The organism is Vibrio sp. 10N.286.51.B11 (genome assembly GCF_041469245.1).
Classification (GTDB): domain Bacteria; phylum Pseudomonadota; class Gammaproteobacteria; order Enterobacterales; family Vibrionaceae; genus Vibrio; species Vibrio crassostreae_C.
The window spans coordinates 1-21721 of sequence record NZ_JBFRKI010000046.1 but is presented as its reverse complement, the minus strand read 5'-3'; the positions used below and the strand labels follow the sequence as shown (position 1 = coordinate 21721).

At 43.9% G+C, this 21721-nt stretch carries 18 protein-coding genes; 8 read left to right on the top strand and 10 right to left on the bottom strand.

Going from position 1 to position 21721, the window contains the following annotated elements:
• Positions 1–409: 409 nt before the first annotated feature.
• The 3 genes from glgX to AB4154_RS20900 all read left to right on the top strand — a co-directional run bounded on the left by glgX (position 410) and on the right by AB4154_RS20900 (position 5238).
• A complete protein-coding gene (gene glgX, locus AB4154_RS20910; RefSeq protein WP_104216189.1) occupies positions 410–2395 on the top strand; it encodes a glycogen debranching protein GlgX in 1986 nt (661 codons plus the stop codon).
• Between the two features lie 240 nt (positions 2396–2635).
• Complete coding sequence (locus AB4154_RS20905) at positions 2636–4378, top strand: diguanylate cyclase domain-containing protein (RefSeq protein ID WP_372124028.1); 1743 nt, start codon at positions 2636–2638, stop codon at positions 4376–4378.
• Positions 4379–4509: 131 nt separating this feature from the next.
• A complete protein-coding gene (locus tag AB4154_RS20900) occupies positions 4510–5238 on the top strand; it encodes a tRNA (adenine(22)-N(1))-methyltransferase TrmK (RefSeq protein WP_017069730.1) in 729 nt (242 codons plus the stop codon).
• A 105-nt stretch (positions 5239–5343) separates the two neighbouring features.
• Here the strand turns inward: AB4154_RS20900 and AB4154_RS20895 are convergent, their stop codons facing one another.
• A complete protein-coding gene (locus AB4154_RS20895; protein ID WP_017063993.1) occupies positions 5344–6288 on the bottom strand; it encodes an acyltransferase in 945 nt (314 codons plus the stop codon).
• A gap of 332 nt (positions 6289–6620) precedes the next feature.
• Between AB4154_RS20895 and AB4154_RS20890 the strand changes: the two genes are divergently transcribed.
• Both AB4154_RS20890 and AB4154_RS20885 read left to right on the top strand, forming a co-directional pair.
• Positions 6621–7421, top strand: coding sequence for a ferredoxin--NADP reductase (locus tag AB4154_RS20890; RefSeq protein ID WP_017058858.1), 801 nt, complete (start codon positions 6621–6623; stop codon positions 7419–7421).
• A 612-nt stretch (positions 7422–8033) separates the two neighbouring features.
• On the top strand, positions 8034–9026 hold the full coding sequence (locus AB4154_RS20885) for a 2-hydroxyacid dehydrogenase (RefSeq protein ID WP_017063995.1): 993 nt from the start codon (positions 8034–8036) through the stop codon (positions 9024–9026).
• A 120-nt stretch (positions 9027–9146) separates the two neighbouring features.
• Here AB4154_RS20885 and AB4154_RS20880 read toward each other — a convergent pair whose 3' ends face one another.
• The 3 genes from AB4154_RS20880 to AB4154_RS20870 form a co-directional block, all read right to left on the bottom strand.
• Complete coding sequence (locus AB4154_RS20880) at positions 9147–10019, bottom strand: patatin family protein (RefSeq protein WP_065583767.1); 873 nt, start codon at positions 10017–10019, stop codon at positions 9147–9149.
• 217 nt (positions 10020–10236) lie between these two features.
• Complete coding sequence (locus AB4154_RS20875; RefSeq protein ID WP_102398420.1) at positions 10237–11688, bottom strand: catalase; 1452 nt, start codon at positions 11686–11688, stop codon at positions 10237–10239.
• Between the two features lie 286 nt (positions 11689–11974).
• Complete coding sequence (locus AB4154_RS20870) at positions 11975–13177, bottom strand: glycerate kinase (RefSeq protein ID WP_372124026.1); 1203 nt, start codon at positions 13175–13177, stop codon at positions 11975–11977.
• A gap of 293 nt (positions 13178–13470) precedes the next feature.
• Here AB4154_RS20870 and AB4154_RS20865 point away from each other — a divergent pair, with 293 nt between their 5' ends.
• Positions 13471–13680, top strand: coding sequence for a hypothetical protein (locus tag AB4154_RS20865; RefSeq protein WP_009845895.1), 210 nt, complete (start codon positions 13471–13473; stop codon positions 13678–13680).
• A gap of 163 nt (positions 13681–13843) precedes the next feature.
• Here the strand turns inward: AB4154_RS20865 and AB4154_RS20860 are convergent, their stop codons facing one another.
• From AB4154_RS20860 to AB4154_RS20835, 6 genes are all read right to left on the bottom strand, one after another.
• The gene (locus tag AB4154_RS20860; RefSeq protein ID WP_017065671.1) at positions 13844–14725 is read right to left on the bottom strand and encodes an L-ribulose-5-phosphate 3-epimerase; all 882 of its coding nucleotides are present in this window, start codon (positions 14723–14725) and stop codon (positions 13844–13846) included.
• A gap of 8 nt (positions 14726–14733) precedes the next feature.
• A complete protein-coding gene (locus tag AB4154_RS20855; protein ID WP_017064001.1) occupies positions 14734–15381 on the bottom strand; it encodes a 3-keto-L-gulonate-6-phosphate decarboxylase UlaD in 648 nt (215 codons plus the stop codon).
• Between the two features lie 4 nt (positions 15382–15385).
• Positions 15386–16207, bottom strand: a complete 822-nt coding sequence (locus AB4154_RS20850; protein ID WP_372124025.1) for a Cof-type HAD-IIB family hydrolase — start codon at positions 16205–16207, stop codon at positions 15386–15388.
• Positions 16208–16294: 87 nt separating this feature from the next.
• A complete protein-coding gene (locus tag AB4154_RS20845) occupies positions 16295–16993 on the bottom strand; it encodes an L-ribulose-5-phosphate 4-epimerase (RefSeq protein WP_104215924.1) in 699 nt (232 codons plus the stop codon).
• Positions 16994–17003: 10 nt separating this feature from the next.
• A complete protein-coding gene (locus AB4154_RS20840) occupies positions 17004–17471 on the bottom strand; it encodes a PTS sugar transporter subunit IIA (RefSeq protein WP_017069724.1) in 468 nt (155 codons plus the stop codon).
• Positions 17472–17537: 66 nt separating this feature from the next.
• Entirely contained in the window at positions 17538–19376 is a 1839-nt protein-coding gene (locus AB4154_RS20835; protein WP_372124024.1) for a PTS ascorbate-specific subunit IIBC, read from the bottom strand.
• 340 nt (positions 19377–19716) lie between these two features.
• On the opposite strand from AB4154_RS20835, the gene ulaR reads away from it, so the two are divergent.
• Both ulaR and ulaG read left to right on the top strand, forming a co-directional pair.
• The gene (gene ulaR / locus AB4154_RS20830) at positions 19717–20472 is read left to right on the top strand and encodes an HTH-type transcriptional regulator UlaR (RefSeq protein ID WP_017064005.1); all 756 of its coding nucleotides are present in this window, start codon (positions 19717–19719) and stop codon (positions 20470–20472) included.
• 120 nt (positions 20473–20592) lie between these two features.
• The gene (gene ulaG, locus AB4154_RS20825) at positions 20593–21660 is read left to right on the top strand and encodes an L-ascorbate 6-phosphate lactonase (protein WP_017060922.1); all 1068 of its coding nucleotides are present in this window, start codon (positions 20593–20595) and stop codon (positions 21658–21660) included.
• Positions 21661–21721 lie beyond the last annotated feature (61 nt).

Genomic DNA, 21721 nt, shown 5'->3' with positions numbered 1-21721 from the left:
TTTTAGGTTTTTATATTTTTGCTCTCTTGCGGCAACCAAAGGCAGTAATGGTAGTCGTAAGATAGAGAGGTTTAGGGTTTCCCCTGATTCGTTTCAACGGGGTCAATATTAAGAGGGGATGACAAGTTTGACTTCCTCCACCCCCAACTAAATTAAGGGGGACTAGAGGGGAGTAGAAAATATACAGAATGGTGTTTTAAAGAGGTAGATCACTTAATATAGGAGGAGTAGACAGCACACAGATCTAATTATTCAACATAAGTGAGATCTAGCTCAAATATATAATTTGAACTTCATCGATGAATTATTTTTTTTACCGTAATTAATCTGTGAAGTTGCTTGACCTTACTGTGACAAAGCTTTTTACTTATAGTTCACTGATGTCGATAAACGAACAAGAAATCAAGCAATGACTAGAACGCTCGCTCGCCCTTATCCGCTAGGCGCAACGCTAGGTAACACTGGCTGCAACTTCTCTATTTATTCTCCTGACTGTAAATCTCTTTCACTCGCTCTTTTTGACGAGAACGACGAATTCACCACTTATAAATTGGAAAATGAATACGCTGATATCAGATATGTCTTTATTGATGGTATTAAAGCGGGGCAAAAATACGGCTTCATTGCCGAAACGGACAATGGCCCTATCCTGCTTTCAGACCCGTATGCCAAAGCAATAAGCGAACCGCTCGATTACGTCACGCCATATACCAATGAAAAAAGCTTTGCTATGGCGAAATGTGTCGTTGTTGATGACACCTTCGATTGGCAAGATGTAGAAAAGCCACGCATTAGCCGCGAAGATACCGTTCTTTTTGAAACGCATGTAAAAGGTCTATCTCAACTGCACCCAGAAGTGGCTGCCAATACTAAAGGACGCTACTTAGGGTTAGTGAGCCCTGAAATGCTTGCGTTCTACAAACAGCAAAATATCAACTCTCTACAGCTTTTGCCCATTGCCGCATGCATGCATGAACCACACCTATTAGACATGGGTAAAGTGAACTATTGGGGTTACAACCCATACTTGTTTATGGTGCCTGACCCTCGCTACGCAGAGAAAGATGCCGTAAACGAGTTAAAGACTGCGATTCGCGAACTGCACCGCAATGGCATCGAAGTCATTCTAGACGTGGTGTACAACCACACAGCAGAAGGTGGGGAAGGCGGAACCACCTTCAACCTAAAAGCACTCGATAGCCGCTACTACATTAAACATGGCTGCCATTACGCGAACTTCACTGGCTGTGGAAACACCGTCGACCTTACCCACCAGCCAGCACTCAACTTAGTAATGGATACGCTTCGTTACTGGGTAAGCGAATTCCAAGTCGACGGCTTCCGTTTTGACTTGGCAGCGACACTGGGGCGCGAAGGTGACAACTACAACCCTGAGGCTGCTTTCTTTAAAGCCGTAGCTCAAGACCCTGTACTTAAAGAAACTAAGTTAATCGCAGAGCCGTGGGATATTGGTCCTAATGGTTATCAAGTGGGTAATTTCCCGCTTGGTTGGAATGAATGCAATGACAAGCTGAGAGACATCACACGTAGCTTCTGGCGCGGTGATCAGGGGTACCTAAAAGAGTTTGCTACACGCCTAATGGGCTCTCGTGATATCTACAGTGCAGCGCACTGGCCTTACAAATTAACCGTCAACTACATCACTTACCATGATGGCTTCACCATGCAGGATCTTGTGTCTTACAAGCATAAGCACAACGAAGAGAATGGTGAGAACAACCGCGATGGACACGGCGACAACCGTTCTGAAAACTACGGTGTTGAAGGTGAAACCGAAAACCTGTTAGTTATCGCAACACGTGAAAAGCAGAAGCGCAACTTCATGGCGAGTCTGCTGTTTGCGTTTGGTATTCCTCATATTTTGACAGCCGATGTGTTATCTCATACTCAAAAAGGTAACAACAACGCTTATTGCCAAGATGGCGTGACCAGCTGGCTTAACTGGGAAGATTCAGAGCGCAAGACTTACTTCAAGACTTGGTTATCTGAAATGATCTCTGCTCGTCAGCAATACATGGTGCCGTTTATTAAGGCATTCAGTGGCGAAAAGCGTAACTCTAACCGCATCTTCTGGAGCCGTGTCGATGGCACACTTATGGAGCATGACGACTGGAACCGCTTAAGCTCAGTCGCTTTGCATTTAGGTATTGGTAAAGATGGCGACGAGTTAATTTATCTTATCAACCAAACCAATGCGCCAGCACGTTTCTCGTTACCGAATGACCGTGAACAAAACTGGGTAACCATCTGTGATACCAACTCGCGAAACGTTAAACCCGGTCATGCAGAAGGTGAAATGTTGTTGTCGCCAACTTCGATGGCAATTTTGCACTATTCGCCAGATCAGGCTGATTTGATTAAAGCAAAAGCTTAGTCAGCTTAATAAAACACCGAAAACCATAGAAGCCAGTTATATTTACAGCTGGCTTTTTTGTTAGCTGAATATCACAAAAATCATTCATCCATATGGAATCATTTGCATTGATGTGGTTAATGAAACTGTTTAGTATTGCCGTACTATAAAAATGAATCTATAACGTCTTTGGATATCATGGCTTTACCTAAAACATTAATTCGGCTTTTTAAACCATACATTATTTTATTAACTGGAGGGATGCTCTATCTTGCTATGACTCAGCTTGAAAAAGTAGAAACAGCAGCAACAGAACAATCATCATCAAACATTCGTATCGCAAGCTCTACCATTCGTTCCAACATCGAAGCCACATTCGGCAAACTCTATTTTTTAGAAACCAGTCTAGGCTTGCCTAAAACGGCTCCAATCGGTGATAAAAAATTCAGAGAATTGAGTGATAATATTCTAAGAAGAACACCAAATTTCTCCGATATCGTTCGATACCAACCTAACTCCCAACATTATGTCTCCACTCGTGGCCTTCCTCTTTCCAATGAACAAATCGCCACAATACAATGGCATTCAATAGACGGTGTTGTAGAAGATTTTTACATCTCTTCCGTTTACCAAAAAGCCGATGGACGATGGGTTTTCGCCGTTAAACACACTGCAGAAAAGCTCAACGAAGAAATATGGATTGAGTTTGATTTAATGCATACCACGCAAGGTTTAAGAGATTTAAAAACGCTTAATAATGGCTATGTATTTGTTGTAGACAGAGCAACAGAGCGACTGGTATTCCACCCGGATCCACAGCGTATCGGTTCTAAATCCATCAGCTTCCATGCAGGGATCAGCCACCAACTCTCACAAGGTGAAACCGTTGGTAAGAACGAATATTACTATCAAGATAACTTCAAAATATCGGTATTTGACGCAGACAACAGCTTAAATTGGGTGTTCATTGCGGGCACTGACCGCCATGACATCTTAACCAGCTCACATCAATTTACGTTGACGGGCTTAGTACTGGGCTCACTCCTGCTATTGTGGATTGGTGCCAACTATCTGGCTTATCGTTTGAACGTGTCCTTGTCGCAACTGAATAAAGTCGATGACCTTGTAAGCTTTAAGCGAGAGTTAAAATCCATACTGGATAGTTTCACCTACCAAAAAGGCATTCAATTCTGTCTCTATCAGCTTGAGAACCACGCATTCAGTACCATCGACTATCACGGAAACAAATCCACGGTACATTGTGACAAAGCCCTTGCAGAGCGATTTACACCGGACACTATGGCTTACCGAAGTGGTAAGTACGCCGATCCACTGGCGTGTAAACTCAAAATACACCAACGTCATTACTGTATTCCTTTGCACTCTCGTCAGCAGTTGATCGCAGTGTTGTACGTAAACGCAAACTTACCGATCAGCCAGAGTATTCTACGTATGATCAGAGATTACACGGAAGTCTCACTGTCCAACTTACTGCTTCAGCACCAGTTGAGTAGCAAGGACTTGATGACGCAATTAGACAACAAAAGTAGCTTTAATATTGCACTGGAAAACTACGCCAACCAGCCTGAAACCTATATCGCTCTACTCGATATCGATAATTTTGACCACGTGAACCGAGCTTATGGTGAAGCTGTGGGTGACAAGATGATCAAGCTGACAGCAGAATCGATACGCAGTTACTTCCCCAAGCCAAAGGGACTTTGCTTGGCTCGTGTTGGAGGAAAGGAGTTCGCAGTATTATTCAAAGCCAATGATGTGAAAGATGCCAAATTCCAGCTAGACCAGTGCAGAGTCGCAATCGCGGAGAAAACCATCGTCACTCCAGATATCACCTTATCGCTAGGGGTTAGCGTGGGATACTCGCAAATAGAGGGTGAAACAGACTCAGCTTTAGCGCTGGCGGAACAAGCGAAACTTATCGCGCAACAACTTGGTAAGAACCGAGTGGAAGGCCATATCAGAGCCGTTGCCAAAGCATCGTAAACCTATACTTACATTTCTGTAGCCACTACAAAGCACCTAGGATTCATACCCTAGGTGCTTTTGTTTTTATGGAAAGTCATTACAATGCGCGTTCAACACGACAATACCCCTTTTCTAACGACACGAGCCTTATGAAGCTAAGTAACCGACTGCAAACTCTCCATTCCCTTGTCAGCAATGACTACCAACATATTTGGGACTGTTGTTGTGATCACGGCTTCTTGGGTGTTCAACTGTTGTCGGATAACAAAGCACCTCAGCTTCACTTTGTCGATATTGTCCCGTCTCTTATGAGCGATTTGGAAAGCAAACTTACGCGTTACTTTCCGCAAGGTGCAATAGCAGAACAGAAAGTGACTAGCCAATGGCAAGTCTACTGTATGGATGTCGCCGCTATCCCGCTTGAGAAACATACTGGCAAACACCTGGTGATTATTGCGGGCGTCGGTGGCGATCTTACTCAAAAGCTCGTCGATGATATTCATCGTCAACACCCAGACAAAGCGATCGATTTCTTGCTTTGTCCGGTGCATCAGCAATTCGAGTTGAGAAGCCATTTAAAGGCGATCCATTTTGGTCTTATTGATGAAGTGTTGATTGAAGAGAACCGTCGTTACTACGAGATTTTATTGGTGAGTAATAGTCGCGGTGATTCAGAAAAGAGCCAAACCGTTAGCGAGATATCAAACGTCGGTGACAAGATCTGGACACCAAGTTGTGATGAACAAGTGAAGGTATCACAGCAATACAAAGCCAAAACATTGCAGCACTACTTACGTATCCATCAAGGACAAGAGAAGCAAGGAAAACCTAGCCAAGTAAAGCATATTATTGATGCTTACCAGGCGGTTAAGCCATAGTAAGTACTAACTTAATGGTTTGAATATTAAGAAAGTCAAATTAATAAAAAAGCCGATAGTTCAATGAGCTATCGGCTTTATTAATGCTATCGATTCAGTTTTAGCTTACTGTTCTTGTTTCTTATAAGCCACATCAGGCTCGTCAACTGTCTCTACCTCAGAAGGCTTATCAACCCCATAAACCGTATCAAGGTAGACGTCTTTCTCTTTCCACGTGCTGTTCAACCAATTGTGGAAGCGACGTTTAAATGCCTTATCTTCAAAGTAATTACCGTTCACGTTCTCATCCATTGGATGCAATTTAATACGCACAACGACCTTAGTCATTTTGCCCTTCAGCATATCTTCAAACGGAGAGGTTTGGTTTTCAGGGTAAGCTAAGGTCACATCCACGATGCCATCCAAAATTGGGCCCATTGCAGATAAAGCAAATGCCACGCCCCCAGTTTTCGGCTTCAATAAGTGGCGATAAGGGGTCTTTGCTGACGCCAGTTTCTCGTGGTTTGCACGAGTCCCTTCAACAAAATTAACCAATGTTGTCGGTGCTAATTTGAACTTAGTACACGCTTTATTGATTGCATTAAAATCATCATTACGGCGTTCTGGGTTGCGTAATAGGAACTCACGAGAGTGGCGTCTCATGAATGGCATATCTAAGCCCCAGCAGGCCAAGCCAACAAATGGTACGTACAACAATTCATGTTTCAAGAAGTACTTCGTCATCGGCATTTTGTCTTTTAGGATTGAAGACAAAATCACAATATCTGCCCAGCTTAGGTGGTTAGACATCATCAAATACCACTGCTTGGTCGAAATATCTTCCCCCCCTTCCACTTGCCATTCGATATCGTTATTGGCGTTCAACATCCATAAATTAAGAGAAGCCCAACACCAGAATGTGAAGTTAGCTAAGCGAGTGCATGATTTTTGAACGACAGAAATTGGCAAAATAAGTTTGATTAGGGCAAACAGACTCACAGCCAATGCGGTGAATGCAGTATTAATGGTCACGAACAATACGTTCAAGGCCATACGAAGATTATCAAGCATAAAACACAGTTATATTGAGAACGAAAGCCGCCATTATACGCATCTATAAATTATTCTCTTCAGTAATTGATTGAATATCCTAGGGGTCAAACCACTCAACCTATGTTAACGATGTTCAACCAGCTAAAGTCTATTAAAACGAAACTAAAAACACATGCACGAGTCATTTGGACTCAAATAGTATATTGTCTTTTTGACAACATTCGACCCAATAATTAACCTTTAAGCAGTATTGATAAGCATTCTCATTATTGGCGTGGTACATGCAACTCTAAAGTGTAAATAGTTGAGTATCCTTAATGAGATAACTTCTCTTCTTAAAGGTGGATGATATGACAGATATTCCTCATGGTTTAGTTACAGGCAAAGTCCTAAACAAAACAGAATGGACAGATCAATTGTTCTCACTCCAGGTTAGTGCACCTGTCTCTTCTTATCAGGCAGGTCAGTTCACGAAACTTGGCTTACTTAACAGTGAGGATGAGTTCGTAAGACGCGCCTATTCGATGGTGAACGCGCCAGAGCACGAACAAGGTCATCAACATCTGGAATTTTTGATTATTAAGGATCAGAACGGTCAGCTTTCACCTCAACTTCATGAGTTGAAGATGGGCGATGACATCTTTGTCGGCAAAGACCCAAGTGGCTTTATGACCTTAGATGAGATCCCAGAGATCGCCGACGATCTATGGATGCTTTCAACCGGAACCGCGGTAGGCCCATTTATCTCAATACTTGAGAGCATGCAGATACAGCAAAATGAGTTGGCTTCAGACAAAGCCTCTTCATTCAAGAATCTGGTTCTAGTGCATGCTGTAAGAACAGAGCAAGACCTGACTTATCGAGATCGTATCACTCAACTCGTTAATCACTTTCAAGGGAGACTTAAATATGTGCCAATTATTTCTAGAGAATCAGTTACCGGAACTTTGCGCGGACGAATCCCAAATTTGTTACTTGGAGGCGACCTCGAGCAAGCCGCGTCTGTCGCTTTCAATCAAACCCGCAGTTTTTTCTACCTTTGCGGCAATCCGCAAATGGTTCGTGACACAAGCGAAGCGCTAACTAGCTTAGGTTTCGAAAAGCACTTACGCAGAAAACCCGGTCAATTCAGCAGTGAGAACTACTGGTAAATAACAACCGCCACTCGTTAGACAGAAGCACAACTTTCAAAGAACAGTTAGAGAAGAGGTTTTATATGAGTCATTTACGTATTCCGTCACACTGGAAAATTCAACGTTCCACACCCGAAAGTAAGATTCATTCAATATTGATGAACTTATAAGCAAGCAACCTCGTAATGTGATTTTTAATGTTCAATAAGTGAAGACAAAAGATCAAATAACCATAGCAATTACAATGACTAATGGTGATAGACAAGAGAAAAAAACTCTAGCACATTGAACAGAGTTGTAGGGCATGTTGACCTATCGAGCTGATTTTTGCAGCCGTTTGTGGGTTATTTATACAAGGCAGAGAATTCGACGTGTAGCTCGCCTACATGAGAATTCGATAACGCTGTAGAAAGGAACCACAAACACTGCCCGAAGGGTTCGGCTAAAATCGTTTTACTCTTTGTTGAGAGGGTTTTGCTTAGAATGACTAGGCGGCAAACCTCTCGTCGCGATTAAAACGATTTTATCTCGAACAAAACTTAACCGCGAAAGGTCAACATGCCCTTGTTTTAATCCCGTTTCAGAGAATGAATTAGTGGGTTATTTATATTTTAGGTAAGAGAGGAAGCCATGCTCAACATTGCTTTTTTTAGCTCAAAATCATACGACGAAAAATCATTCGAACTGGCAAAAGGCGAACTCAACGCTGAGTTTCATTTTCACGATTTTCGACTCACCACAACAACAGCAAAAATGGCGCACGACAACGAAGTGGTTTGTGCGTTTGTAAACGATGACCTATCGCGAGACGTGTTAGAGATTCTTGCTCAAGGCGGCACCAAGTTAATCGCGATGCGCTGTGCGGGCTTTGACAAGGTCGACCTAGACGCAGCCAAAGAGTTTGGTCTGCAAGTGGTTCGCGTTCCGGCTTACTCACCAGAATCGGTAGCAGAACACACGGTTGGCATGATGATGTGTTTGAACCGTAAACTACACAAGGCATACCAACGCACTCGTGATGCGAACTTCTCTCTTGAGGGGTTAGTTGGCTTTAACTTCCACGGTAAAACGGTCGGTGTGATTGGCTCGGGTAAGATTGGCCTAGCGACGATGCGAATTCTGAAGGGTTTAGGCATGAATATCCTATGCTATGACCCATATCCAAACCCGTTAGCTGTTGAGTTAGGCGCTAAATACGTTGAACTCGACGAACTTTACCAAGAGTCTGATGTGATTTCTCTACACTGCCCAATGAGTAAAGAGAACTACCACCTATTAGATGCGACTGCGTTTGAGAAGATGAAAGACGGCGTGATGATTGTCAACACCAGCCGTGGTGAACTACTGGATTCCACAGCTGCTATCGAAGCGCTTAAACAGAGTAAGATTGGCGCACTTGGTCTTGATGTTTACGACAACGAGAAAGAGCTGTTCTTCCAAGACAAATCTAACGATGTGATTGTCGATGACGTATTCCGTCGCCTATCTGCTTGTCACAATGTATTGTTCACAGGTCACCAAGCTTTCTTGACCAAAGATGCTCTGTTCAACATCGCCAATACAACGCTCACCAGTGTTGATGCTTTCTTTGCTGGCAACACCAGCGGCAACGAACTCGTTTAATAACAGATTGAGTTAACAGCAGGCTGAGTTAAAAACAAACTAGGTCTACAGATACAAAGCCACGCTATTCTGAAGTGAACAGCGTGGCTTCGTCGTTTATTCAGTATTCTAAAACCGTTCCTAGACGCAGAAATGACAATCTTCAGTGTCTAAACCATAAACGCCTTTTCTAATAGCAAGGTGCTCTTCACCGGCTTTGACGCCCATCTCGTAACCTGTATTAAGAGTACTTTGATCCATAGTTAAACGCTTAACCGCGAAGGCTTCAGGTGGCGCTATCACTTTAATAGTCGCATCTTTGGGTGGGTTACGAATGAACTCCAGAGACTGGTTGTAGTTTTCAGCACGTACCGCCATCGACTCAGCAATATTCGGGAATTTCTTTAATAGTTTCTTCAGCATCCATTGGTGCTTTTGAGGCTTCATTCGGTAGCTCAATGGGTGAGACAGAATCACGGTAATATCGCGTGCGCCACGGCGATATGCTTCACGAACCGGAATCGAATCGGCTACACCGCCATCGGTATAACAGCCACCAGAGAAACACGGAGTTTCACGGTAAGCGATAGGTAAAGCCGTTGTTGCTTCAACAACATTAGAAAGGTTTTCTGGCTTAATATGGTAGTAGTCTGCACTGCCCGTATCGACATTTGTGACAGCAGCAATGAGTGGGATACTTGAAAACAACTCACCACAATCGAGCGGATAACGTTGATTGGATTCGTTCCATAACCATTTAACATCTACCAAGTTACCGCCTTTGGCAAAGCGAGCAGGATTAAAGAAAGTTTTATCCGTCGCCATCGTGGTGATCACATCATAACTGCGTTTTGGTGCATGAGATAAGTAGCCAACCAGATTCGATACACCTGCAGATACGCCGATGGCAAAATCATAAGGACGGAAATCGTCTTGCATGAAGGCGTCTAAAACTCCAGCAGCAAAAATACCTCTCATTGCTCCACCTTCAACGATTAATGCGCTCTTATTCATCTCAAACTCTTCTACTTTATAAACTGATAGTCGTAGAATAATCCCATCACTCTTACAAAGATAATGGGATAGATTTATCAATTCGATAGGTAAAAACTATCAATGTGGATTATTAAATTTTTCAATGATTTAGGGTTGCTTAATAAACAGCGAGATCAAAAAAGGCCGTTGAGTGATTCACTCAACGGCCTTTCAATTAACGAATCAAGATGATTGATTACGACTTAAATTCGCTCACGTCGATTTCAAGCAGTTTACCAATGCCTTCACCGTATGCAGGGTCAGCTTTGTAACAGTGTCTTAGGTGACGCAATTGAATCTCTTTTGGCACGCCGCCTAGGTTGCGAGCAGTGTTATCAAAAAGAATCGCTTGCTTCTCTGGTGTCATTAGGCGGAACAAGTCACCCGGTTGCGAGAAGTAATCTTCATCTTCGCGGTGATCCCAGTGTGCTGCTGCGCCATCTAGGTTCAGTGCTGGTTCAGCGAAATCTGGTTGCTCAGCCCATTGACCTTCGTTGTTTGGCTCATAACCTAATGTGCCACCGAAGTTACCATCGACACGCATCGCGCCATCACGGTGGTAGCTGTGTACTGGGCAACGAGGCGCATTCACTGGAATGTGCTGATGGTTTACACCCAAACGGTAACGTTGTGCATCACCGTAAGCAAACAGACGACCTTGCAGCATCTTGTCTGGCGAGAAGCTGATACCTGGAACTACGTTCGCTGGGTTGAATGCTGACTGCTCTACTTCTGCGAAGAAGTTTTGCGGGTTACGATTTAGCTCAAATTCGCCCACTTCGATCAACGGGTAATCTGCATGAGGCCAGATCTTAGTCAAATCGAACGGGTTGTATGGAACCTTCGCTGCATCCGCTTCTGGCATCACTTGTACTTTCAACGTCCATTTCGGGAAATCTTGGTTATCGATGCTGTCTAGCAAATCACGTTGGTGGCTTTCGCGATCATCACCGATCACTTGTGCCGCTTCTGCGTCAGACAAGTTCTTAATACCTTGCTGAGATTTGAAGTGGAATTTAACCCAGAAACGTTCGTTGTCAGCATTGATGAAGCTGAACGTGTGACTGCCGAAACCATGCATGTGGCGGTAAGTCGCAGGGATACCGCGATCACTCATCACGATAGTAATTTGGTGAAGTGCTTCAGGTAAAGAAGTCCAGAAATCCCAGTTGTTCTTCGCGCTGCGCATGTTAGTGCGAGGGTCACGTTTAACGGCGTGGTTTAAGTCTGGGAACTTAAGAGGATCACGAAGGAAGAATACTGGCGTGTTGTTACCCACCATATCCCAGTTGCCTTCTTCAGTATAAAACTTCAACGCGAAACCGCGAATATCACGCTCCGCGTCCGCTGCGCCACGTTCGCCAGCTACCGTTGTAAATCGTGCAAACAGATCCGTCTTTTTACCGATTTCAGAGAATAGTTTAGCTTTGGTGTATTGAGTAATATCGTGAGTCACAGTGAAAGTGCCGTAAGCCCCTGAACCTTTCGCGTGCATACGACGCTCTGGAATCACCTCACGATCAAAATGCGCCATTTTTTCTAAAAACCAAACATCTTGAAGAAGTTGAGGACCGCGTTTACCCGCAGTTTGAACATTCTGGTTATGAGCAACAGGACAACCCGCAGCTGTAGTTAATTTTTTACTCATCATCTATTCCTTATTACCTTTTAGATGCACCATCTTTGTTGCATCTTTACTTCTGAATGGTGGCTATTCATCACACAAAACCACGCAGTAATTAAGGATATAGAATACGCCTGGGCTAAAGTAAAATATAATCGTTTGTATTTATCGTTATCATGGATAAAACCTATCAAATTAATGATCTAAATCATAATCATTCAATATTGACAATAATATTTACAATATAATAATCATGAACTTACAACACGCAGAAAACCAAAGCTAGGCGCAGCCTACCTCGTAGAAGCCACTATTTTTGAGATATTTTGTGACCTAACCGTAAAGTCGCTGCGATATTTCTTGCCGTTCTTGTTAAGTTAAGCTCCGCCTCTTGTAATACTTTTTCTAAAGTTTGTGGCGATCTTACAGTTCCAAACAAGCTGCTCATTTCGCCGTAAAGCGCTTCTACTTCGGTGCCTAAAGATCCGGCAATTCCTATGGTTGGAATGCCCTGTAAGCTCGCACGTTTGGCAATGCCATAAGGTGTTTTTCCTTGCAGAGTTTGATTGTCCATCTGCCCTTCACCGGTAATCACAAGGTCGGCACCTTTCAACACATCATCGGCTTGCAAAACATCAAGCACCATCTCAATCCCCGGTTTAATCTGCATGTTAAACAACAAACCAAGCCCCATTGGAGCACCACCAGCCGCGCCATAACCAGTACGCTCGTGAACGGGATCATCCCCACGAACACAACCTTGCGATTCAACTACTTGAGCAAAATTCTCAAGCGCCTTATCAAGCATCACAACTTGTTCTGGGCTTGCGCCTTTTTGTGGGCCGAATATATGGCTAGCACCGTTATCACCACACAACGGATTATCGACATCGCACGCCACAATTAACTCGATATCAGCACAGCGTGAATCTAAACCAGTAAGATCAATCGATGATAAATCAGCTAGTGCAACGCCACCTCGGTTAAGCTCTTGTCCAGTACTATCTTGCCCTTTGCCATCTTGCCCTTTACTAACTAACAAGCGTCCACCTAACGCTTGAACAATACCTGCACCACCATCGTTGGTCGCACTGCCACCCAATCCTAAAATAATGCTCTCAGCACCTTGTTCAATGGCTTCTAAGATCAATTGCCCTGTACCAAATGAAGAAGCTATTAACGGGTTACGCTGTTCTGATTTAAGTAAATCCAAACCAGAGGCAGCGGCGATCTCAATTAAAGCCGTTTTCTTAGGATTCTGATCCGACGGTTCTAGCATTGCCCATTCTGCATTGACTGGTTGCCCTAACGGCCCTTCGACTTGGCTATGTCGCTTTTCACCAAAAAGCCCTTGGAGCAATACATCCACAGTCCCTTCACCGCCATCGGCCAAAGGCAAGGTCACATAGTCAGCGTCAGGGAAGATTTCACGAAAGCCCTTTTCGATACACGCTGCCACCGATAAGGCAGATAAAGACTCTTTAAACGAGTCTGGTGCAATAACAATTTTCATACTGAGAGATCCAAAAGATTAGTAATTTTGATGAGTGCCCGATCCAAAAATGCCCCTATTGAAGATCAGCAAGCTAATCACTTAATAGGGGCAGTATATAAAGTAAATACTAAGCACATAACGTCACCCTCACATTGAGGTTATTGATACCCGCAATTTGTGAGTTAGATCTACTACTTACATATTGGAATCATAGATTGAGAGCATCGACCGAAATTTTAGGATAGGCAGAGTAGAGTTGCATAAATTGAAGATGGTATAGTCCACGAAAATCAAACATCTTGGACATCATCATGCATTCTAGCGACATCATCAAATTGGCAAATTTAGGCGTTAATATCGAAATTTCAAAAGACTCTTCATTGCATCCTTCTGATGCGTTGGAAGTGGTAAAGATTGTTGCTGAAATCGGTAGCCAAATCGTCATCAAAAAGAAGTACCACACAGACTACCTGATTCAGATGGCTGAAGTGGGCCGTGATCATGTGACTATTGCTGTTTAAGAACAGCCACTATTTCGAAATTGACATAACCTCAGCTTCAACAGTTTAGAGCGACATGTTGATATAAAAATGCAGCATATTGGGGGGCAATATGCTGCATTTTCTCTTTTCGTTAGGAGCACCGAGAACGCAAAGAGAAACTAGTTAATAATTCTAAGTAGAGTTAGTGGTCAAACAACATCGGAACACCCGTTTGCACACAAACATCATTCAGTCGTTTTTGTGCCGTAAGTATATTCTCTTTCCAACGTTCATCTTGAGCCCACATCTCAATCACGAGTGGTACGACGCACTCAGTCTCTTTCAACGTTTCAAAAATGGCATTAAAGTCGACTTCACCATCACCAATCACTAAGTCTCGAAATTGACCTTTGTATTCGTCAGTCACTTTATAAGTGTCTTTGAGGTGGATCTGAGTGATATGAGGCTTGCTCAACTTTAGTTCCGTCACTATGTCGTAATTCCAACCGGAGATATTACCCACATCTGGATACGCCGTGAAATACGGTGAATTGACTTCACGACTCAGCACTTCAAACTTGCTCAAAGAGTTCAAGTAATCGGTATCCATGATCTCCACAGCGAGCATAACGCCCGACCTTTCCGCCAACTGCGCAGAAAGCTTCATGCCTTCAATGAACCTCTGGTGAGTCACCTTATCCGCAGGCTCGTAGTAAACGTCATACCCAGCCAATTGGATGGTACGAATACCCAATTTGTAAGCGAGTGAGATCGCTTTTTCCATATGGATAGCCGCTTGTTCACGAATCACCGGATCTGCAGATCCAAATGGGAACTTGCGATGCGCGCTTAAACACATGGATTGCAGCGGTACACCATGCTTTTCACACAGGCGACGTAAGACATACACTTCATCGTCATTCCAATCCAAACGGCTACGGCGCTCGTCTGATTCATCTACCGATATCTCAAGAAAATCAAAGCCGAGCTCTTTGGTTGTTGCCAGTTTGTCTTCCCAGCTGAGTTCGTTAGGTAGGGCCTTCTCATAAAGCCCTACTCGGTGGCGTAATAAGTTTTGGTACATAACGCCTCCTAATTCCAGTAACGGTCGATCTGAGCTTTTAGTGCTTCTGCTGTTTCTTTACCTTTTTCACCCGCAAGTGCGCGACCTGCAATAAAGGTTTTCGCTTTAATGCCTTCAAATAGGTAAAGGTCTTCAGGCACGATGCCACCTGTGATAGAAAGCTCGATGCCCATTTCAGACAATGCACGCATCTTCACAAGATCTTCTTCAGTCCAGCCCACACCAGCTAATTCAGCGTCACGAGAACGGTGATAGATAGCTTGAGAGATACCTAGGTCGACCCAAGATTGAGCATCGTCCATTGTCCAATTGCCGTAAATTTCGATTTGTATTTCACCGTTAAATTCGTCAGCGACTTTCTTACACGCACCAATGGTTGCGATGTGTGCAGCCGCAGAAACGGTTATCCAATCAGCACCCGCTTCGAATGCCATTCGAGCCAAAATTGCGCCGCCATCGGTGGTTTTCATATCGCACACAAGGATATGGTCTGGGTGGTTTTTACGAAGGGTAGAAACCGCTGTCATCCCTTCAGCAAAAGCCAAAATAGTGCCCACTTCAATCACATCAACAAAGCTTTCAACGTTGTTTGCCACTTCAATTGCGGCAGGAAGATTTGTTTGGTCTAGGGCGATCTGAATCATTGGTTTAGTCATGTTGTTATCCTTTAATTTGTTCACGTATTAGACGGGCTAAGCCATCATGGTTGTTATCTGTTGAGCACACGCGTTGAACGTGTGATTTGACGATGTCATCAGCATTGAGCATCGCTACACCGAATCCGGCGTACTTAATCATGGATATGTCGTTGTGGTTATCACCGACGGCAATGACGTCATAGGCGTGATAACCGAGTTCTGCGATGTATTCAGCAAGGCGTAGGCCCTTACTGTTACCTTTTGCAGCAAAGTCGATTCGGTTTGACCAAGAACGCTCACCGTTGAAGTTCTCTCCTATCCATGGGTGTTGCATTAAACGGTCGACGGAATCTTGGCTCCCCTCTACCACAAACTTCCAAACGTGTTCAGCTTGTTGAGCTGTTTCTATGAATGATTCCACTTGGTAAATTTGTGGGCGATGTTGTTCTGGTGCCGTTTCAGCCCAGCTTTCCAATGTCAACATGTAGGCAAATGGGTTGTACTGTGAGTACGTCATGGCATGAGTTATATACATCACCATCTTGAGCTGAAACTCGTCAGCCATGTTAATGAAAGTAAGTGCCTTATCTTTCTCTATGGCGTTTTGAGTCAATACCGTTTCAGTTTGATAGTCATAAACATAAGTGCCGTTACAGCAGATGATTGGAGTATCTAGCCCCAATTCGTAATAGTAAGGTCGTGCTGCTGTGTGGTGTCGGCCAGTAACAATCATGACGTGACAACTTTGTTTGGCTTCTTGAATCGCCTTTTTTACTTCTGGATGAATCGTGTGATCATCCTTTAACACGGTTCCATCGAGATCTAACGCCAGCACTTTATACATAGAGTCCTCTACTTATTCCCTGAAGTCGGGCCTAATCAATATTGAAGCTACTTCGAATAGAAACGACTTACTTAAACGAAATCCGATTTACTGTTGGCCGTAATAAGCATTTTCACCGTGCTTACGTAAGTAGTGTTTGTCGGATAGTTCTGGCTGAATTTTGATGCCGCTATTCAAGGTGCGCGTTGCCAACGCCATTGCCGACACTTCTTCTAATACCACCGCGTTATGAACGGCGTCGTTGGCATCTTTGCCCCAAGAGAACGGCGCATGTCCTGCAACAATCACACTTGGAACGGCCATTGGATCGATTCGACGTTGCTTGAACTCTTCAATGATCACCAAGCCAGTATTTTTCTCGTACTCTTCAGCAATTTCAGTGTGAGACAGCCGACGTGTACATGGGATGTCACCGTAGAAATAGTCAGCGTGAGTGGTGCCTAAGGCTGGAATATCGATACCGGCTTGTGCCCAAATTGTGGCACTGCGTGAATGCGTGTGAACAATGCCACTGACCTCAGGAAACGCTTTGTAGAGCTCTAAGTGCGTTGCAGTATCACTTGAAGGATTAAGTTTCCCTTCAACAATGTTGCCTTCTATATCGACGACCACCATGTCTTCCGCTGTCATGTCACAGTATTCGACACCGGATGGCTTAATCGCTATCACGCCATTAGTACGGTCAAACTCAGAGACATTTCCCCAAGTAAATGTCACCAAACCGTATTTCGGAAGTTGCAAATTGGCTTCTAAAACACGTTGTTTCAATTGGCTATATTTAGACATCGTTGCCTCCTTACGCCGCTTCCGCTTGAAGCAATGCAGCATCAATTAAACGCGCCACTTCTTCTGGGCTTTTGCACGCGCGAAGTTTTGAGAAGTCTTCATCGAATTCAATCAAGTTCGCCACTTGCATGGTGCCTTCGATGTGCTCTTCTGAGTCCTTACCCGCTAGTGTTATCAGCACATCTACAGGCTCATCAACACCTTCAAACGTAATTGGCGTTTCAAGCACGGTTAGCGCAAACCCAGTACGAATAACACCGTCTTCAGGGCGGCAATGAGGCAGTGCGAACGCATCATGGATACAGATATAAGGGCCCTCTTCGCCAATCGCTTTAGTAATCGCGTCGTAGTAACGCTCTTCAGCCACGCCCGCTTTCACCAATGCGTCAGTACCTAGCTTAATCGCCGCTTTCCAGTCGGCTGCTTTTGCATTCAGTAGGATAGAGTTATTCTTGATAAGAGATTCTTTTAAGTTCATGTTATTGCTCACTTATATAATTGTTTTTATTGGCTCAGCAGTGCGACACCACTGAGCCGTTTTTAATTATTTATGGAAGTTGTTCTCGATGATGGAAACAAGTTCGTCGCCGAAAGTTTTCACCATAATCATGTTCTTAACCGCTAACTGTTGCTTACCTTCCGGCAGACCCGTGATCTTCGCTGCAAGAGCAACCGAAGTAACGATGATGTCGAATGAACCAAAGTGTGATTTGTAATCAGTGATGGCGCTGTTAAAGGTCGAGCTTGGGATGCCTTTCTTGTCCAAATACTCTTTGATTTTCTTAGAGCACATCATTGAAGAACCTTGTCCTGAGCCACAGCACACTAAGACACGAACCAGTTTCTGGTCAGCGGCTGGTGAGATTCGAGTTTCTGATGTTGTAGAAGCTGCCGTTGTTGAAACAGATGGTGCTTCAGCGGTTGCTGTCGATTGTTGTGGAACCGCGACTTCAACCTCAATACCTTCAGGCGTTACTGCGGTCATTGTTTCAGCAGCAGCTTCTGCGTCTTCTTCAGCTCGTAGTTGCTTAGAAGCGAAGTACATGTAGATGCCAGCCAAAGCCAAAATCACAAAGAAGAACATGCTAGAGCTTGAGATACCTTGCATGATTGGTGGGAATACCAGAGCCCAGTCAGCCATGCCCATCCAGCCATTAAACTCAGTACCTGATTGAGCGAAGATATGGATTGCCCACGCAGAGCCAACCACTTCGATGATGCCCATCACGAAACAGATCTTCATCACCGCTTTCCAGCCACCAAAGTGGTTAGCAAACACACCGATAGTGGCGTTCGAGAAGAACATTGGGATAAAGCCAGGAATGATCATGATTGGTGCGTCAAACGCTAGCATTGCAAGAACAGCGGTGAATTGACCCACTGCGCCCCACATGAAACCAAATACCATTGCGTTAGGAGAGTAGGCGTAAATAGCAGCACAATCGATTGCTAAAACAGCGTTAGGAATAAGGCGTTGAGAAATACCGTTAAATGCCTCGGACAGTTCCGCAACGAACATGCGAACACCAGTAACGATGACTTGAATGGCAACAGCGAATTTCAAACCAGTTTCAAAAATGTAGATAAACCAGTGCGTTTTACCTGCCATGTCCTGAAGGTTATCAAGACCGAACGAAAGAAGAATAATGCCGAAGAAGCCAGTCATTACTAACGTTGTTGCAGCGATACTGTCGTGGAAAATGTGTAACCACTTAGGCAGTTTGATGTGGTCAACACTGTCGTTCTTGTCGCCAAGCTTCGGTGCAACCTTGGTGGCTACCCATGAAGCAAACTGTTGTTGGTGACCAATCGAGAAACCCGCACCACCAGTGACTTCTTGAGTCGGCTTGAACATGATGTTTGAGGAGATACCCCAGTACAACGCCATCAATATTGCTGAATAAATAATGGTTTCCCACATACCTGCACCAAGCACGAAGTAGAAAACAGCAATGAGGCCAGCTTGCTGGAACATGATATGCCCAGTCAGCATGATGGTTCTGATACCCGTAATACGTCGGAAGGCAACAAGTAGAATGTTTAGCCCAAGAGCCAGTAATACTGCATACCCAACCCAAGAGTAGTTGTCGCCCATGGTTTCCATGGTGGACATCATGGAGGTGTACGGGTCAATTACCGATCCCGTTAATCCATGTATTTCACTCATTTTTTCAATAACCGGTTTAAAACCCGCTACCAATGTTCCTGCACCTACCTGCACTATCATGAAACCAACGATGGTTTTAATAGAGCCGGAGAAAACAGTTGTTGCGTCACGTTTTAGAAGGATGTAGCCGAGACAAGTAACAAGACCGAGTAGCAACGGTGCTTTGGTCATTACCTGACTGTAAAAAATATAGAAAATATCGTATAAGAATTCCATATCTTTACCCCTGATTGATTTTTAATTTTAATGATTTGTAGGATGTGATGATTCTAGTTTTGCTCACGAACTAGACTTTACCAATCAAAAGTAATCATTCAATGCTCACTTGTGATTACTTTGATTTATATCAATTAACCACACCCAGAATGTGCTTAATTGAGCTTTAGATCACACGTAAAAAATTATAAATACAATAAAATCAACCACTTATAAAACATTGTGATTAATGTCTGGTTTTTATAGCGATGTGGTTTGACAATCATGATGGTGATTATTAGAATCAAAACAAATCAAAAGTAATCATTAAATTGTCACAACGACAAAAAGAGTGATAAATATGAATGAAGTACAAAGACATAACGGCATCTTGTCGCTGTTAGAAGATATGCAGACAATCAACGTCTCTCATATTATTGATAAATTTAGCGTTTCTCCTGCTACTGCTAGGCGCGATATCGCTAAGTTAGATGAAGTTGGCCGACTTAGAAAAATTCGAAATGGTGCGGAACGAGTAGAAACTCAGAAGAGAAAGTGGTCACCACTGAATATCAACAGCACTGAGTTCTATGAAGAGAAATCAGAGATTGCTCAAGCAGCTGCAGGGCTTTGTCAGGCTGGCGATACAGTCGTGATCAACTGTGGTTCGACGGCTTTCCTACTCGGTCAGCAATTATGTGGCGATGACGTTCAAATCGTAACGAACTACTTTCCACTCGCAAGCTACTTGATCAACGAAGATCATGACGATGTCATCATCATTGGTGGTCAATACAACAAAGCGCAGAACATCTTTCTAAACCCTGCCCCTAATTCATTAGGCGGCTATGCGGGAAACTGGATGTTCACCTCAGGTAAAGGCTTAACCGATGCCGGGCTGTACAAAGCCGACATGTTAACGGCCGTAGCCGAACAACAAATGCTCGAACAGGTCGATAAGCTTGTCGTCGTGGTCGATAGCTCAAAAGTTGGACAACGTACCGGAATGCTCTTTTGCAGCACCAAGCAAATAGACATTGTCATCACCGGTAAAGACGCCAATCCCGAAGTCGTAAAACTGATTGAAGCTCAAGGGACGCAAGTCATCCTAGTTTAAATCGCAGGGCTAACTAGCCCACCAATAATAATAAATTTAGCTCAGTGCCTTAATCCAAATTAAGGCGCTCGGCTCCCTACATCCAAAATTAATCAAATTATTGAAATAAAAGGTATTATCATGAGCAATGTAAACGAAATCACTCGCGAGTCTTGGATCCTAAATACATTCCCTGAGTGGGGCACATGGTTAAATGAAGAGATTGAACAAACAGTTGTGCAACCGGGTACGTTTTCTATGTGGTGGCTGGGTTGTACAGGTATTTGGCTAAAATCAGAAGAAGGTGCAAACCTATCAATGGACTTCTGGTGTGGTACTGGTAAAAAAACACAAGCCGTTCAAAAAATGAAAAACCAGCACCAAATGATGCGTATGGGCGGTGTGGAAGCACTTCAACCAAACCTACGTACCGCGATCTTCCCATTGGACCCTTTCGCTATCAAAGAGATCGATGCAGTTATGGCATCTCATGACCACGGCGACCACATTGATATCAACGTTGCAGCGGCAGTTCTACAAAACTGCGGCGACCACGTTAAATTCATTGGCCCTAAAGCGTGTGTTGATTTATGGATGAAATGGGGTGTGCCAGAAGATCGGTGTGTTATTGCTAAAGTTGGCGACGAGATCAAAATCAAAGACGTGAACATCAAGGTTCTTGACGCATTCGACCGTACAGCTCTAGTGACACTTCCTGAAGGAACATCTTCCCTAGACAAAGAAATTCTAGACGGAATGGACGACCGTGCAGTGAACTACCTAGTAGAAACAACAGGCGGTTCAGTTTACCACTCTGGTGATTCTCACTACTCAAACTACTATGCTAAACACGGTAATGACCACAAGATCGACGTTGCACTGCTTTCTTACGGTGAGAACCCACGTGGCGTAACAGACAAAATGACATCTTCAGACATTCTTCGTGCTGCTGAGTCTTTGAACTGTGAAGTAGTTGTTCCGTTCCACCACGACATTTGGGCTAACTTCCAAAATGACCCGCGTGAAATCGAAATGCTGTGGAACATGAAGAAAGAACGTCTTCAATACGGCTTCGCACCTTTCTTCTGGCAAGTTGGTGGTAAATACACATACCCAACAGATAAAGGCCGCATGCACTACCAGCACTTCCGTGGCTTTGCAGACATCTTCACAAATGACCCAGAACTGCCATACCGCGCATTCTTGTAAACATTAAGAAAAGCACTAACTAGGGAGCAATGCGCTCCCTTTTTTTAGGTTCATCGCGGCT

Bases quoted from the DNA above. Each gene is read 5' to 3' on its own strand.
- AB4154_RS20875 (WP_102398420.1), bottom strand. From the start codon at position 11,688: ATGAGTAAAAAATTAACTACAGCTGCGGGTTGTCCTGTTGCTCATAAC.
- AB4154_RS20835 (WP_372124024.1), bottom strand. From the start codon at position 19,376: ATGGAATTCTTATACGATATTTTCTATATTTTTTACAGTCAGGTAATG.
- ulaR (WP_017064005.1), top strand. From the start codon at position 19,717: ATGAATGAAGTACAAAGACATAACGGCATCTTGTCGCTGTTAGAAGAT.
- AB4154_RS20905 (WP_372124028.1), top strand. From the start codon at position 2,636: ATGCTCTATCTTGCTATGACTCAGCTTGAAAAAGTAGAAACAGCAGCA.
- AB4154_RS20840 (WP_017069724.1), bottom strand. From the start codon at position 17,471: ATGAACTTAAAAGAATCTCTTATCAAGAATAACTCTATCCTACTGAAT.
- glgX (WP_104216189.1), top strand. From the start codon at position 410: ATGACTAGAACGCTCGCTCGCCCTTATCCGCTAGGCGCAACGCTAGGT.
- AB4154_RS20860 (WP_017065671.1), bottom strand. From the start codon at position 14,725: ATGTACCAAAACTTATTACGCCACCGAGTAGGGCTTTATGAGAAGGCC.
- AB4154_RS20870 (WP_372124026.1), bottom strand. From the start codon at position 13,177: ATGAAAATTGTTATTGCACCAGACTCGTTTAAAGAGTCTTTATCTGCC.
- AB4154_RS20850 (WP_372124025.1), bottom strand. From the start codon at position 16,207: ATGTATAAAGTGCTGGCGTTAGATCTCGATGGAACCGTGTTAAAGGAT.
- AB4154_RS20895 (WP_017063993.1), bottom strand. From the start codon at position 6,288: ATGCTTGATAATCTTCGTATGGCCTTGAACGTATTGTTCGTGACCATT.
- AB4154_RS20855 (WP_017064001.1), bottom strand. From the start codon at position 15,381: ATGACTAAACCAATGATTCAGATCGCCCTAGACCAAACAAATCTTCCT.
- AB4154_RS20865 (WP_009845895.1), top strand. From the start codon at position 13,471: ATGCATTCTAGCGACATCATCAAATTGGCAAATTTAGGCGTTAATATC.
- AB4154_RS20845 (WP_104215924.1), bottom strand. From the start codon at position 16,993: ATGTCTAAATATAGCCAATTGAAACAACGTGTTTTAGAAGCCAATTTG.
- AB4154_RS20880 (WP_065583767.1), bottom strand. From the start codon at position 10,019: ATGAATAAGAGCGCATTAATCGTTGAAGGTGGAGCAATGAGAGGTATT.
- AB4154_RS20885 (WP_017063995.1), top strand. From the start codon at position 8,034: ATGCTCAACATTGCTTTTTTTAGCTCAAAATCATACGACGAAAAATCA.
- AB4154_RS20900 (WP_017069730.1), top strand. From the start codon at position 4,510: ATGAAGCTAAGTAACCGACTGCAAACTCTCCATTCCCTTGTCAGCAAT.
- AB4154_RS20890 (WP_017058858.1), top strand. From the start codon at position 6,621: ATGACAGATATTCCTCATGGTTTAGTTACAGGCAAAGTCCTAAACAAA.
- ulaG (WP_017060922.1), top strand. From the start codon at position 20,593: ATGAGCAATGTAAACGAAATCACTCGCGAGTCTTGGATCCTAAATACA.